This window comes from Floridaenema aerugineum BLCC-F46 (assembly GCF_041929345.1).
Lineage (GTDB): Bacteria > Cyanobacteriota > Cyanobacteriia > Cyanobacteriales > Aerosakkonemataceae > Floridanema > Floridanema aerugineum.
In genome coordinates, this window is sequence record NZ_JBHFNQ010000146.1 from 66,647 (window position 1) to 79,684 (window position 13,038).

A 13,038-nucleotide genomic window follows, 5' to 3' on the forward strand; every position below is an offset into this window, starting at 1 on the left:
CCTTCTCTTCTTCTTCGCGCTCTTTGCGTTCTTTGCGGTTTAATAAAAAAAAACCATGCTACAAGGCTCAATTCTGCAAAAACTAGCCGATGCCCACAAATCCAGCCCCAGACCGTTGCGGTTTGGAGTCTACTACAAAAACACGCTGGTTGCCCTCTGCCACGCCCTAGAAGATAGCATCTTAACCTCGAACACCTCCCCCCTCATGATTACCGCCTTTCAAAGGGGAAAATGGTATCTTCAAGAAGCAGACAGATATGGTGAGATTGCCAAAAAATCGTGCCAAATTGTAATTATGGCATCGCCTGACTCTGGTTTTGCCGAACATCCGACTAGCCAGATGTCGAATGTAGCATTGGTGAGTTTGGAAGCGATCGATCCAGTAGCCCAAGAATGGCATTTAATCATCCTATCGCCCAGCTACACAGCGATGGTACTTTGTCAAGAATTAACCCCGCAAGATTATGGCGCAAAAGGAGTACCAGAGGAAGATCGAGAACGAAAATTTTACGGGTTTTGGACATTTGAACCTGGGTTAGTATTAGAAACAGTGGAATTGGCGATCGCACACATCGCCAATTCCAACCCAGAATTAGAGCAAAAATTAACCGCCCAAGTCCAAGAAATCACCGCTCAAGCTGCTAACGCCGAACAAGATAATTTAGGAGAAATAGTTTCTCGCGTTGTTGATTACTTACAACATAGTCAACAAGATTTAACCGCCGAACAATTACAAGCTACTCATCATGAAGAATTAGATATAAACTTAGTTTCCAATGAATTGCAAGCCTTTGTGAGAATGGCGCAATTAATGGAATTAGCTAATACTGGAAACCCAATGGCGACAGCGGAAATAGCCGCTTTAGCCGAAGTCATGGGGCAACTTTTGGATCTCCCAGCATGGCAAATTAAACGGTTAAGATTAGCTGGATTATTGCATGGTTTAGTACCTTTGGGAGTAACAACAGTTACAGGTTTAGATGAAGCACCTTGTTGTCATTTAGAACCTAGTGTACAGGCTTTAAGAGCGATGCCGCGATTGCAGGCGATCGCACACATTTTAACCCATCAAACCGAATGGTGGAACGGCAAAGGTTATCCCGGCGGTTTCGCCTACGATACCATACCATTAGAATCGAGAATATTGGGATTAATCACCAACTTTGAACAACGAGTAAATCAACTCCTAAAAGAAACAGAAAACCTGAGTAAATCAGAAGCTTTAACTAAAGCTTTAGGAGAATTTCAAGCTCAAGCTAATGAACGTTGGGACCCGAAACTAGTCGAAACTTTAGGTTTATTAATCATGGGTTTACAGCAGGGATTAGACTTGCAAGTTATCCCACCCAAAGTAACAACTGGAATGTGGTTACTCGATCCAGAAATTGCCGATGAATTCCAAACTATTTTACAAACTAACAGTTAATTAAATTCATGGATATTGCAGCTATTCGCGCCGGAAAAGTTAAACAATTGCCAGGGGCAGATTTAGAAGAAGAAGACCTTTCTGGTAGCAATTTAAGAGGAGTTAATCTCGCTGGTGCTAACTTAGTTGGCGCTAACTTAAGTGGTGCTAAATTAGAAAGCGCGAAATTAGAAGGTGCAAACTTATTAAGCGCTCAATTAATCGCAGCAGATGTCAGAGCAACTTTGTTAGGTGCTAACTTAATGCAAGCAGATTTAACTGGCGCTGACTTGCGGGGAAGTAACCTCAGAGGCGCAAATTTAATGGGCGCAAAATTAACTCAAGCATCTTTTGCAGGTGCTTTTTTAAGCGGTGCAAATTTGATGAGTGTGAATTTACAAGGAGTAGATTTACGCGCCGCAGACTTGCGAGGTGCTAATCTTAGTGGTGCTAATTTACATGGCGCAAATTTGAGTCAAGCAGACTTACAAGGAGCAAATTTAAGTAATGCCAATTTGGAAGAAGCAGACTTACGAGGTGCGAATTTAACTGGGGCGAATTTAACCGGAGCAAATTTACTTTGTGCTGAGTTAGAAGATGCCAATTTGCACGCAGTTAGTTTAGTGGGAGTTTGCTTAGTTGGTACTTCTTTAGAAGCAGTAACACCACCACCACAGGAAGTAAAAATACCTTTGAAAATAGCAGAAGTTGAGCATAGTAAAATTGAAGAGTAAGTAAAAGGCAGGCAGGATGCCTACCCCACAAGAAAGCTGAAATTTTTGTGGGGTGGGCATCTTGCCCGCCCTATCTTTAAATAAATATTTTCACTTTCTTTATTTGCACCTACTTAGAACTACAAATCAATTCGCAGCTGGCTTGAGAAAGTTAATGGTTAAACCGATTATCATATCTGATTTGGACAAGGATGTAACGAAAAAGCAATTCGGTTATGCTTAAAGATACAATCCTAATTTAAGAACTTTTCTATGTCCTACGCTGTTAAAGCTGTTTATCGTAACGGTGCGTTTGTGTTGCAAACAGCCTGTAACTTACCCGAAGGTGCTGAGGTTGAACTATTAATTCGATCGCCTCTGATTGTATCACCGCCAATTTCCGATCCTGACACTAAGCGACAATTTCTCCAACAACTGATTGAGCGGATGCAGCAAAATCCGATTCCATTTGATGCTCCTCATTTTAAACGGGAGATGCTGCATGAACGCCGTTGACACCAATATCTTAATATACGTCAACGATCCCCGTGACCCAACTAAACAAGCAATAGCATCTTCTTTAATAGCTTCCTGCAATGACCAGATTCGTCTACGATCAATTTGCTAAACAATACTTAGAAGAACTTCTCACACCGTTAGGATCAGTAAAAATGAGTCGAGATGTAACTGCGGAAGTTCGAGAAATTGATGTTTTATTTGTACCTCAAAATCAGAATGAAAACATAATTAAAACATTAGGACTTTTAGGAAAAATAGCGGCAACTACTGCTATAATTGAACCGTTTCGGAACCCGGTTAGTAGTGATAATATTTGCAGTTGCATCGGCAAACTTTTCGATTTCAATGCCGAGTCAAACCGAGTTTCTAACCGAGAAGAGAAACAGCTTGTGTCAGGCGATCGCCCCCGGCTTTGGATTTTAACGCCCACCCTTTCCAAACCCATTTTGGACAGTTTTGGTGCTAATTTAGAATTGGAAAACTTTGGTGAGGGGGTTTATTTTCTCCCGCCAGCGTTCCGAACTACGATCGTAGTTATTCACCAACTCCCTAACACCCCGGAAACTCTCTGGCTGCGACTGTTGGGAAAAGGGAATGTCCAAAAAAGTGCGATCGCTCAATTCAACTCTCTACCAAATACAACCCCATTTAAAGATAGCGTACTCGAACTTTTATCGAATTTGTTTGCCATTTTAGAAGCTCGTCAAGACTTAGATTCAGAAGATCGGGAGTTAATTATGCAATTATCACCATTGTATCTAGAAAGAATTCAAGATGCGAACCAACAAGGAATTGAGCAAGGAATTGAGCAAGGAATTCAGCGAGAAGCTGTTTCCTTTGTGTTGCGATTGTTGAATCGTCGATTTGGATCGATCGCACCCAATATCGAAGAAAAAATACGCCGTTTATCCGTTAATCAACTGGAAGATTTGGGAGAAGCAATCCTCGATTTTCAGAGGGAAACAGATTTAAATAGCTGGCTTGAGCAAGTTAAGAGTTAAACCCATTTTTTTGCAGAAATTAGTTTCGATTTGTTTGCGATCGTTAAACACGCGGAGTCCTAAATGAATATATCGTTAAGTTCAGAAATTGAGAAGTTTATTGCCAGTCAAGTAGAAAGTGGTAAGTATTCTTCTGCTCAAGAAGTGATCGTAGCAGGTATTAGGCTATTAGAAGAACGAGAACGCATTTATAAAGGACGGTTTGAGGAATTGAAAAAGGAAATTATGCTCGGCGTTGAAGCCTCAGAACGGGGTGAAGTTGTGGATGGGGAAACGGTTTTCTCGCAACTGCAACAGAAACTACAACAACGTCGTGTTGATTCTGGTTTATGAGTAATATTTGTCGTTTTACTGCAACCGCTAGTCGAGATATTGAAACCATTATCGATTTGATTGCTGACAATAGTGGTTTTGATGTAGCAGAACGGTTTCTGAAAAAAGTTAATCAAAAATGTCAGACTTTAGCAAGTTTTCCCAATATGGGACGTAGGCGTGATGAACTTCTTGAGGAGTTGCGGAGTTTTCCAGTTGATGATTACCTAATTTTCTATCGTCCAATTGAAGGGGGAATTGAGATTTTAAGGGTAATCAGTGGCTACTGCGATTTGTCAGCACTTTTTCAAGAACCTTTTGAGGAGTGATAGAGACAAGTAACTGTGCAAAAAGATGCGATAGTAGTGCAGGAAAAAAGCAGATAAAAAGATGAGCGAATCAAATATTCTGAATATTCAGCTACCAGCAGAAGATAGCGATCGCTTAACCCAAGAAGCAAAACGCCGTCAGATCGATCGCACTACCCTAGCCCAGATGTTACTACATAAAAGTCTGGCTAACCTCGATATTGAATCCTTAGAAAAGTTATATAACTTCCGCCAAAAAACCGAAGTTTTAGACTTTCTGGAAAAACACCCTTTCCTAATACCCTTGTTACTAGAAGCACACCCTCATATTCGCCAGCATTTTCCCGATTCACCGTTATTTCTTCAATACATCACCGATCCAGAAATCGACTTTCCGCAACTGGCAATTTATATTGATAGACCTGAAGAACTTAATGCAGAAGAAGCGATCGATAAACTAGAAAGTATCGATGATGATTGGTGGATTGATGCAGAACCTCAGTCGCAAGGAAAAATGTTTATTGGGTTTAATTAACCAATGAGTTTTGATTGGTCAAACTATCTTAATCTGGCACAAGAACTGGCGCAAGAAACAAGCGATGAAGCAAAATTGCGATCGGCTATTAGTCGATCTTACTATGCCGCTTTCATCAAAGCACGAAATTTTTTACGGCATAAAGATAACTTGGTAATTCCTCAGCAAAATGCACACCAATATGTAATTACTCAGTTTAAAAATAGTCCTGACAGATTGCGTCAAAAACTAGGTAAAAGGTTAGAGCGTTTGCGAGTCTACCGAAATCGAGCAGATTACGAAGATGTTTTCTCAAATTTGGTTCAAAAAGCAGAGGAGGCACTGACTTTAGCTAGAAGAATCATATCTGCTTTGGACGGAATGTAACAGACTTGCTCAAGCAAATTATTCCTTCATTTCTACCCACTTAATCGCCTCCAAGGGTAGCTCTAGCACCTCTGCTATTTGTTCATCAGTTAAACCAAAATACCGTAATTTATTAATTTTTTCCCGCTTAATTTGATTATTATTGTTCTGCTGAAAGTCAGAAGTTACAGACTGACTTTTATCAGGGATAGAATTGGGTTGTTCAGAACCAAAATTTATGCAATTAATTATATTATTACTTTTATTACCTAAAAATATATTCAGATTTGATTGCCGTTCTAAAACAGATTGAAGATGCTTTTTATCAACAGGTTCGCCAAAAATTTCAGATAAAATCCGCCAAAGTTCGTAACCTACTTCCTTAGTATGACCAGTCGTACAATTATAATCTTTTGCAATATCAGAATACTTTTGCCGCTTCAGTGTTCCCTCAATAATTCCCCGTTGCAAATCATTTAGATGCTTCCCTGTTTTGGAATAAACTACTTCATCTACAAATTGCAATACCTCACGACTATCCATGATTAGGGATGTGAAAAGACTGGAGTTATTATAACCAACTTAATCCGCCCCGATCCGCCTTTTTCCACCCAGGCTTTCAAACTTTAGAAAACTTTAAGAAAGATCCGCCTTTTTCCACCTTTTTCCGTCTTTTCAGTTTGGCTGAGAGCGGTCTAGCATATAGTTCAGCCTTACAGGGGAAAACCCAGTGCAGAATATTAGCTTCTCAGAAACGCAGCTAAAAAATATTGTAAGGGATGCTCTTGCCCAATGGCAAAGAGATGCGGATAAACCCTTTATAGCAAATGTGCGATCCCTATGACCTTTGGTACTATTTTCTGTCTTAACTTAATATCTAGTCCTTTAATTCTTGGTTCTTTAAATGCCTTCGGAATTCTCTGGTCAGGGATTCTATGGATGATTGCAGGATTCATTGCTGGTGTGTTAGCAGCTATACCTATATGCGCCATAGTTCTTTCATCTTCTAACTTTAGCGAACAACAAGCACAAGAACGAGTTATAAGAACAGCAGCTTTTGTAGTTGGAGTGATTACTTTGATTGGATTGTTATTTGGTGCATCTCAAGAATACGATAAGCAACAACAAAGCCGTTACCGTTCTGATATTTTTATTCTACCAAGATACCAAATAAGCAAAGTTATGCCTATCGAATTTCGTAATAAGTCAAGTAGTTAAATTTTCCGTACAAGGATAAGCAATTATGCCTATATTCGATCAGAGTGGTCAACGGGTTGACTATCAATATAATGCTGCTGGCAATATCAACTTTGGTAGTGTCCAAAGCAAAGTTGATGTTATTAGTGAGATTCAAAAGATTCAGGAGGAAGTTAGAAAAGCTGTTGAATCTGGTGCTTTAGATGAAGAGATAGCTATCGATGTTGAATCTAACCTCAAAAAGGCTACTGTTCAAGCACAAAAACCTAATCCAGACAAGAAAACAATACAAGATTATCTTGAGCAAGCGAAGAAATTGCTTGCTGGAATAGCATCAGCAGCAGGTCTTGTAACAGGTTTATCTGAAGCAGCTAAGGCAGTAGGTATGTTGTTTTAATTTTTGGCAAAACTAGCAGGATTTAGCACAATGACTCACTACGAGCAAAATCGTCAGAATGTCAGCGAGCAGTATAACGCTGTTGGTGATATAAACATCACCAACCCTGCATCTGCCAGCAAGAGAAAAGCCGAAATTAGTAGGGAAATTTCTCATGTTAAGACTGAGATGATTCCAGTTGAAGTCGAAGTTGAAAAGATAAAAAACGAGTTGAGAAGCATTCTTTTTTTGTACTTGCCAGCAAACTTATATACAGAACTGCTTCTAAATTCAGAAAAGATAATAGAAGATGAGATCCTGATGCTCCAAGTGCAACTTGATGCTATGGGAAGGGAGCTTGATGGCAAAGCAGGGGCTATCAAGACACTTAGAGACAGATATAAACGTAAAAACTCTGAGTTAAAATCTAAAAAGGAACACTTAAACGCTTTAGAGAACGAACTGAAATATCTCAGTTATAAGGATGTAGTTAGTGATATTGCATCTGCGATTAAATGTTTTTTGGATTGAGGAAATGAGAGCAAAATACAAGATCTAAGCATTTATTTGAATTCCGCTAATATCTTGGTTCCATTTAACAAAAAAAGATAGCGATCGCACTCTCCCAACTCCCTTTTACTTAAATCTTGCACCAGTCCCACAATCCGCCTGGGACTCAAGTCCCAGGCTAATAGCTAAACTCCTCTAAAGAGGACTAAATACTTAAAATTCTTATCCTTTCAGTCCATTTTAATGGACTTGAGCTATTAGCCCGGAAATTGATTTCCGGGCGGGCTAACAGCGCAGGTGCAAGATCTCTGTTTTACGGTAATGGACGCTGACGAATTTGCGATCGCTCAACAACAGTAAATCTCCCTGGCAAAGACAAACCTTCTAAACTTAATAAACTAAGTAAATTTTCCCCAGGTTCTTCTGGTGTTAAAGGTTGATAACGAAAATAAACAATACCGATTGGCGATCGCATTCCTAATCGATGAATTAATTCACCATAGCAAAAGCAAATACTGCTCTCAATGCTTCAGCAGTTAAAGAAGGATAATTCTCCAAAACTTGTTGTTCTGTCCATCCAACGGCAAATAACCCAAGCAGAAACTCAACTGATAGCCTAGTGCCTTTAACAACTGGTTTACCAACTAGAATTTTTGGATCAGAATGGATATATTCTCGCCATTCCATTTGTTTTACCTATAATTCAATCAACAGTTTATCAAGATTTTGAGTAGCAGATATCTTCAGCTAAGTCTGTTTCATTGTAATGGCGATCGATATTTTTTTGCCCCAAAACTTGCTGAAATTCCCATACAGATAAATTAGCCAAACGACGTGCTTGCCCAAAAGTAAAAATATTTTGGGCATATAGTTGTAAAGCAATTTCTTGCCGAATTGCTTGTTCGCCTTCTCCTAGAGAAACAGGCGATATTTCTAGAGTAATTGGTTCCACAAATTTACTCATCATCCACCTCATTTAGACTCTAGCTTATACTAAAGAAAAATCTCACTACTATTTTGATTTCCAAATGGTACTCGTTCCTACCTCCGAACCTCTTCCTCTGACAACCGATCCAGATGGCGTGATTCGCATCAGCAAAACCCGCGTCACTTTGGATACAGTTGTCACAGCTTTTCTGGAGGGCGCTATAGCTGAAGAAATCAGAGAGCAGTACCCATCACTTCAACTTGCCGACATTTATTCTGCGATCGCCTATTACCTACGCCATCAAGCTGAAATTGATGCCTATCTACTAGAACGCCAACATCATGCAGCCGAAGTTCGACAAGAAGCTGAAAAACGATTTAATCCAGTTGGAGTGCGCGATCGCTTATTAGCAAGACGCAACCAACAAAGGTAATCTTTTATGCTGCGATTTTTAGCTGATGAAAACTTTAATAATCAGATTATTCGAGGTATTCTGCGCCAAAATCCAGAAATTGATATTGTCCGCGTTCAAGATGTAGGCTTATCGGAAGCAGACGATCCAAGTGTATTAGAATGGGCAGCACAAAAAGGGCGCGTAGTATTAACTCACGATGTAACAACAATGACAAACTTCGCTTATGAGCGAATAGAAGCAGGTTTGTCAATGCCTGGAGTATTTGAAGTCAGCCGTCGTGTTTCTGTTGGTTTAGCGATCGAAGAACTTTTGCTAATAGCTGAGTGTAGTTTAGAAGGAGAATGGGAAGGACAAGTCAGATTCCTACCATTGCGCTAAAGATTTCTAAATTCTTTACATATATAGACGGGCTTAAACTATATAATAAAGCGGAGTTTCTGGACTCATTTTAACAATTTAACCTGCTAGTAATTCTCCAGATCGATCGCACAAAATCCCCGCCTCAATCATCCGGTGATAATCATTTACAGACCATTTAGCTAACGTTTTCATTGCCAAACTACTGCTACCTCTAACACACCTAATTAAATCTTATCTTTCCCAATCCCCAGTCCCCAATCCCCAATCCCTAGTCCCCAATTGTTGCAAAAATGTTACAATGCAGGCCAAGTTATCCGGGATCGCACATGAACTTTCAGGACGTTTTAAACCAAGCATTGCAGCTTTCCACCCTAGACAAGGTGCGTTTAATTCAGCAAATGGCGACAAGCATTGAACGCGAAGTCGGAAATAATCAATCTAACGCCCCGCAACCACCCGCTTGGAACCAATCACAGCCACCCGCTTGGACACCCCCTTCCGAAGGACAAAGGCTTTCCAGTCAAGAGATTGACCAAGCACGTTGGGAAGATTGGGCAAATTTCCCAGATTAAACCCTAATTAGCTCCCAAAAGGCCAAAACTTCCAGTTAAATCCATTTCTCGGTATCCCACGAGATTTTTGGATAAACTGTTCTTTAGCCCACCCGAAATCTAAATTTTGCTGATGTGCTTCCCACAATAAACTAGCTGCTAATTGCAACAACAAAGGATGATTACCACCCCATTGTCTAGCAAGGCGTTGTTCTTCCCAAGTTAAAGCAGCTTCACCACCCAAAGTTACAGGTAAACTTACCAACTCCTTAGCTTCTTCTTCAGTTAAGTCTCCCAACTTAATTACATCACCCAAATTGAAAAAGTTAGAAGTTAACTTGTAGCGATGTTGGTAATATTTTAATTGTCTGTGGGAAGCGATCGCCAACATTAAAATATTGCTATTCAGCAAAAAAGACAAATTATCAAAAAAAGCATCATTAAATTCTTTCGGATGATGGAACAAAGCTTCAAATTCATCTAAGCAAAGCACAGGTAAAACTCCCTGTCTTTTCCACTCTCCCAACACCACCGAAAAAGTGTGGCGTTCAAAGTTTTTTACATGGAAAGGTTTAGTTAAAACTTTTTGCGATCGCACCTTCGGCAAATTATACAACTCTCTAGCGATCGTCAAATAAAACCCCTCTTCCTGATGAAACAGCGGACTCGACAAATTAAAATAAGCCACTACATAGCGTTGCGGATTTTGAACCCTTTGTTCGTAAGTCTGAAAAAAGTGATACAACAGCGAAGATCTACCAATTCGACCTTTTCCCACCACATTAACACTAACAGGCGGCGAACCAGTCATCCTCGTCGTAATTGCATCCAGTTCCGCTTTACGTCCGACAAAAAACTTCGGATCGGAAATCATCGATCCGGCATAAAATGGATTAGAAGGCGATCCTAAAGTCATATTATCTCTAATGTGGAAGATCGCAGCAGTACAAGAACAGAAAGTTACCAACCAACTAGCATTACACTACTTCAATAATTTTGTCAGCACTTCTGCTAAAAATTCATAATCTTCAGTTTGGTTATAAATCTGCGCCGAAACTCTTAATAACTGTTTAGGATACCCAGGCCAATAAATCACAGGTACCTCAATTTTAAACCTTTCCCATAACATATCCTGAATCGGAGGTATAGTTCTCGTCTTCTCAAACTCACTAACATCATCCGGTAAACACACCACCGCCAACGCCCCAATCATCTCCTCTGGACAAGATGGCGCAACACCTAAAACTTCACACAGTAACTCTCTAGCTTGTAACACAAGCGATCGATTTCTCGCCCTTAATTCCGACCATCCTCCTGGTAACAAAGAACCCATAAACTTAATCGCTTCAGGTACACACAAAAAAGCACTTGGGTCATCTGTTCCCATCCAATCAAACTCTAACTGAAATCGTGACTTATCAACACGAGGAGAATTAGCCCCGTGACTAATAGTCATCGGACGAATTAAAAACTGTCGATCTCGCCTCACATACAAAAAAGCCGCACCTTTAGGCGCACACAACCACTTATGACAATTCCCCGTATAATAAGTTGCCCCTATTTCCCGCAAATTTAAAGATACCATTCCCGGCGCATGAGCACCATCCACCAAAGTATCAATTCCCCTGTCTTTTAACTCTTTAACTAACTGCTGAATCGGAAAAATTAAACCCGTCTGACTCGTAATATGATCTAAAAGTGCCAGCCTTGTTTGCGGTGAAACACATTCCATCACCGCCTCAACTACCTGTTCTGGCGCATCAATGGGAAAAGGAACTTCTGCAACTACTACCTTCGCCCCCGTCTTTTCGGCGACAAAGTTCAAAACATTCCGACAAGCATTATATTCTTGGCTAGTCGTCAGTAACTCATCTCCCGGACGAAAAGACAAAGAACGTAAAACTGCATTTATCCCAGTCGTCGCATTCGGAACAAACACCAAATCTGAAGCATCTGCACCCACAAACTCACCTAACTGATTTTTGGCTGCATCTAATAACGCTTCAAACTCGCGATAAAATTTTAACGGTTGCCGTTCTAACTGTTGGCGAAACCGCTGTTGCGCTTCTAACACAGGTATTGGACAAGCGCCAAAAGAACCATGATTTAAAAAAGTTACATCTGGTTCTATTAACCAAAACTTAGCAAAGTCAGAAGTTGAAAGTTTAAAGCCAGAAACTCGATCTTTCATACTTCATCCTTTGGAAAACTCCCCGGGTAGGATTCGAACCTACGACCAATCGGTTACACTTATCCCTACGTTTCCGTTGGGGGTGGACTATCTCATCATCCGCTTGGGATGTCGGGCGCTTTCGGACTTATTGGTTAGGCTCCTCATCCGTAGTCTCTGCTCCTTTCTGGCTACCTGTGAAAATCACTGCCTTTCGCCAGACTTGGATCAGGGTTGCCGCCACCCGAAGTGCTGCGGTTTCCTTGAATTCACCCGATTTTCCACTATCCGTCGCCGGATAGCGCTGCTAGGAAATGCAAGTAAATTTGCTATACTTACATCTGCTCCTTACAGCCGACCGCTCTACCACTGAGCTACCGAGGAATGTTTGCTTGTTTTGCTCTTTCGAGCCACGATTAATAATAATAGCCGAATCGACAGGGGTTGTCAAGCACTTTTTCTAAATTTCTAAAAATCGTTGCTTACTTTAGCCCGTAACGCATTTGGGCGAGGCGCTTTTGAGCTTCTGGATCTAGGGAACTGAACAGGAAACGGCTAGGCGATCGATTTTTAGATTTCTGTTTCCGACGCACCCGATGATTAGTAAATTCTACTTCTTGCACTAGCTTGTGTGCGGACATCCATTCTGCGCCGTAACCGATAATAGTTAGTTGCTGTGCTCTGTCTGACGTTGCTACAATCAACCTTCGTTGAAATTTCTGCAACTCATGGCGCAGGGTAGCACAAGCTTTTTCGATATATGTGTCTGCTGTTTGCCCAAAATCTGTGAAATGAACAGATAAATTTTCGGTAATTGCTTCTGCATTCCCTGGTGTTGCGCGATAATGGGCATCAAATACGATCTGAGTGTGATAGCCTTCATAGGCTGTGTAGTTAATTAGGAGTTCAATTAACTCTTCACGGGCGGCCTCTAATCCTTTGCGATCGCGCAAAGTAAGCAACTTTTGCCAAGATCCTATGATATTGTAGCCGTCCACTAGCAAAAATGCTGACGGCGAAGGTGGTGTCATTTTTCAATGCAAAATTTTTCTAAACTTAATATATCTGATAGTAATTCTTGACACTCTCACCGTCAAGCTGGCGCTGTGATGGGAGATTCTTCCTTCAACGAGCGATCTTGCTTAAGTACTGTTTCCAGGTTTAAGTAGAGGATTGTCTCTCCAGAAGCGTTAATTTCGGTATGCCCTACCGTATTTGAGATGTAACCAAGTATTTGTAGTGCCTTAATCAGAATGATTAAAGTCAACGACTCTCTCACGAGAGCCGTTGCTCTCCAAAACCGTACTTGATACTTTTCGCATCATACGGCTCCTCAGTGAAATAGTGTTTGTCACACAAACGTCATTACCAGCATATCGTTAACCCATTTAAT

General features: G+C 40.7%; 22 protein-coding genes and 1 pseudogene. 14 read left to right on the forward strand and 9 right to left on the reverse strand.

Features of this window, described 5'->3' with window-relative positions; all coding sequences use genetic code 11:
• Positions 1–55 precede the first annotated feature (55 nt).
• From ACE1CC_RS19495 to ACE1CC_RS19530, 8 genes are all read left to right on the forward strand, one after another.
• Positions 56–1,426: a DICT sensory domain-containing protein gene (locus tag ACE1CC_RS19495; RefSeq protein WP_413272095.1), complete on the forward strand. Its 1,371-nt coding sequence runs from the start codon at positions 56–58 to the stop codon at positions 1,424–1,426.
• Between the two features lie 8 nt (positions 1,427–1,434).
• Positions 1,435–2,139, forward strand: coding sequence for a pentapeptide repeat-containing protein (locus tag ACE1CC_RS19500; RefSeq protein ID WP_413272096.1), 705 nt, complete (start codon positions 1,435–1,437; stop codon positions 2,137–2,139).
• 252 nt (positions 2,140–2,391) lie between these two features.
• The gene (locus tag ACE1CC_RS19505; RefSeq protein WP_413272097.1) at positions 2,392–2,634 is read left to right on the forward strand and encodes an antitoxin family protein; all 243 of its coding nucleotides are present in this window, start codon (positions 2,392–2,394) and stop codon (positions 2,632–2,634) included.
• A gap of 80 nt (positions 2,635–2,714) precedes the next feature.
• Complete coding sequence (locus ACE1CC_RS19510) at positions 2,715–3,638, forward strand: DUF4351 domain-containing protein (protein WP_413272098.1); 924 nt, start codon at positions 2,715–2,717, stop codon at positions 3,636–3,638.
• A 63-nt stretch (positions 3,639–3,701) separates the two neighbouring features.
• Positions 3,702–3,971, forward strand: coding sequence for a type II toxin-antitoxin system ParD family antitoxin (locus tag ACE1CC_RS19515; RefSeq protein ID WP_413272099.1), 270 nt, complete (start codon positions 3,702–3,704; stop codon positions 3,969–3,971).
• Positions 3,968–4,279: a type II toxin-antitoxin system RelE/ParE family toxin gene (locus ACE1CC_RS19520; RefSeq protein WP_413272100.1), complete on the forward strand. Its 312-nt coding sequence runs from the start codon at positions 3,968–3,970 to the stop codon at positions 4,277–4,279. The genes ACE1CC_RS19515 and ACE1CC_RS19520 overlap by 4 nt, the downstream gene beginning before the upstream one ends.
• Positions 4,280–4,340: 61 nt before the next feature.
• Complete coding sequence (locus tag ACE1CC_RS19525) at positions 4,341–4,793, forward strand: hypothetical protein (RefSeq protein ID WP_413272101.1); 453 nt, start codon at positions 4,341–4,343, stop codon at positions 4,791–4,793.
• Between the two features lie 3 nt (positions 4,794–4,796).
• Complete coding sequence (locus ACE1CC_RS19530; protein WP_413272102.1) at positions 4,797–5,159, forward strand: HEPN domain-containing protein; 363 nt, start codon at positions 4,797–4,799, stop codon at positions 5,157–5,159.
• Positions 5,160–5,177: 18 nt separating this feature from the next.
• On the opposite strand, the gene ACE1CC_RS19535 is transcribed toward ACE1CC_RS19530, so the two are convergent.
• On the reverse strand, positions 5,178–5,681 hold the full coding sequence (locus tag ACE1CC_RS19535; RefSeq protein WP_413272103.1) for a hypothetical protein: 504 nt from the start codon (positions 5,679–5,681) through the stop codon (positions 5,178–5,180).
• 297 nt (positions 5,682–5,978) lie between these two features.
• Between ACE1CC_RS19535 and ACE1CC_RS19540 the strand changes: the two genes are divergently transcribed.
• Genes ACE1CC_RS19540 through ACE1CC_RS19550 form a run of 3 tightly spaced genes read left to right on the forward strand, consistent with a single transcriptional unit; the run spans position 5,979 to position 7,242 of the window.
• Positions 5,979–6,356 carry a hypothetical protein gene (locus tag ACE1CC_RS19540; RefSeq protein ID WP_413272104.1) on the forward strand — a complete coding sequence of 126 codons (378 nt, stop codon included), beginning with the start codon at positions 5,979–5,981 and terminating at the stop codon, positions 6,354–6,356.
• Between the two features lie 25 nt (positions 6,357–6,381).
• Positions 6,382–6,732 (forward strand): hypothetical protein, encoded by a 351-nt coding sequence (locus ACE1CC_RS19545; protein ID WP_413272105.1) that lies wholly within the window; start codon positions 6,382–6,384, stop codon positions 6,730–6,732.
• Positions 6,733–6,762: 30 nt separating this feature from the next.
• Positions 6,763–7,242 (forward strand): hypothetical protein, encoded by a 480-nt coding sequence (locus ACE1CC_RS19550; RefSeq protein WP_413272106.1) that lies wholly within the window; start codon positions 6,763–6,765, stop codon positions 7,240–7,242.
• A 292-nt stretch (positions 7,243–7,534) separates the two neighbouring features.
• Here the strand turns inward: ACE1CC_RS19550 and ACE1CC_RS19555 are convergent, their stop codons facing one another.
• From ACE1CC_RS19555 to ACE1CC_RS19565, 3 genes are read right to left on the reverse strand one after another with little or no spacing between them, the layout of a single operon-like run.
• Positions 7,535–7,696 carry a hypothetical protein gene (locus ACE1CC_RS19555; RefSeq protein ID WP_413272107.1) on the reverse strand — a complete coding sequence of 54 codons (162 nt, stop codon included), beginning with the start codon at positions 7,694–7,696 and terminating at the stop codon, positions 7,535–7,537.
• Between the two features lie 14 nt (positions 7,697–7,710).
• Positions 7,711–7,908, reverse strand: a complete 198-nt coding sequence (locus ACE1CC_RS19560) for a DUF433 domain-containing protein (protein WP_413272108.1) — start codon at positions 7,906–7,908, stop codon at positions 7,711–7,713.
• Between the two features lie 31 nt (positions 7,909–7,939).
• Entirely contained in the window at positions 7,940–8,185 is a 246-nt protein-coding gene (locus ACE1CC_RS19565; protein WP_459563885.1) for a UPF0175 family protein, read from the reverse strand.
• A 64-nt stretch (positions 8,186–8,249) separates the two neighbouring features.
• On the opposite strand from ACE1CC_RS19565, the gene ACE1CC_RS19570 reads away from it, so the two are divergent.
• Positions 8,250–8,582 carry a DUF433 domain-containing protein gene (locus ACE1CC_RS19570; protein ID WP_413272110.1) on the forward strand — a complete coding sequence of 111 codons (333 nt, stop codon included), beginning with the start codon at positions 8,250–8,252 and terminating at the stop codon, positions 8,580–8,582.
• A gap of 6 nt (positions 8,583–8,588) precedes the next feature.
• A complete protein-coding gene (locus tag ACE1CC_RS19575; RefSeq protein WP_413272111.1) occupies positions 8,589–8,942 on the forward strand; it encodes a DUF5615 family PIN-like protein in 354 nt (117 codons plus the stop codon).
• 81 nt (positions 8,943–9,023) lie between these two features.
• Here ACE1CC_RS19575 and ACE1CC_RS36880 read toward each other — a convergent pair.
• Positions 9,024–9,116: pseudogene (locus tag ACE1CC_RS36880) on the reverse strand (Uma2 family endonuclease); the annotation flags it as partial.
• Positions 9,117–9,250: 134 nt separating this feature from the next.
• Here ACE1CC_RS36880 and ACE1CC_RS19580 point away from each other — a divergent pair.
• Positions 9,251–9,496, forward strand: coding sequence for a hypothetical protein (locus tag ACE1CC_RS19580; RefSeq protein ID WP_413272112.1), 246 nt, complete (start codon positions 9,251–9,253; stop codon positions 9,494–9,496).
• Positions 9,497–9,503: 7 nt separating this feature from the next.
• On the opposite strand, the gene ACE1CC_RS19585 is transcribed toward ACE1CC_RS19580, so the two are convergent.
• The 4 genes from ACE1CC_RS19585 to ACE1CC_RS19600 all read right to left on the reverse strand — a co-directional run bounded on the left by ACE1CC_RS19585 (position 9,504) and on the right by ACE1CC_RS19600 (position 12,924).
• Positions 9,504–10,391, reverse strand: coding sequence for an nSTAND1 domain-containing NTPase (locus ACE1CC_RS19585; protein ID WP_413272113.1), 888 nt, complete (start codon positions 10,389–10,391; stop codon positions 9,504–9,506).
• A 66-nt stretch (positions 10,392–10,457) separates the two neighbouring features.
• Entirely contained in the window at positions 10,458–11,666 is a 1,209-nt protein-coding gene (locus ACE1CC_RS19590; RefSeq protein ID WP_413272114.1) for an aminotransferase class V-fold PLP-dependent enzyme, read from the reverse strand.
• Between the two features lie 461 nt (positions 11,667–12,127).
• Positions 12,128–12,676 carry an NYN domain-containing protein gene (locus tag ACE1CC_RS19595; protein ID WP_413272115.1) on the reverse strand — a complete coding sequence of 183 codons (549 nt, stop codon included), beginning with the start codon at positions 12,674–12,676 and terminating at the stop codon, positions 12,128–12,130.
• Positions 12,677–12,738: 62 nt separating this feature from the next.
• Positions 12,739–12,924 carry a hypothetical protein gene (locus ACE1CC_RS19600; RefSeq protein ID WP_413272116.1) on the reverse strand — a complete coding sequence of 62 codons (186 nt, stop codon included), beginning with the start codon at positions 12,922–12,924 and terminating at the stop codon, positions 12,739–12,741.
• Positions 12,925–13,038 lie beyond the last annotated feature (114 nt).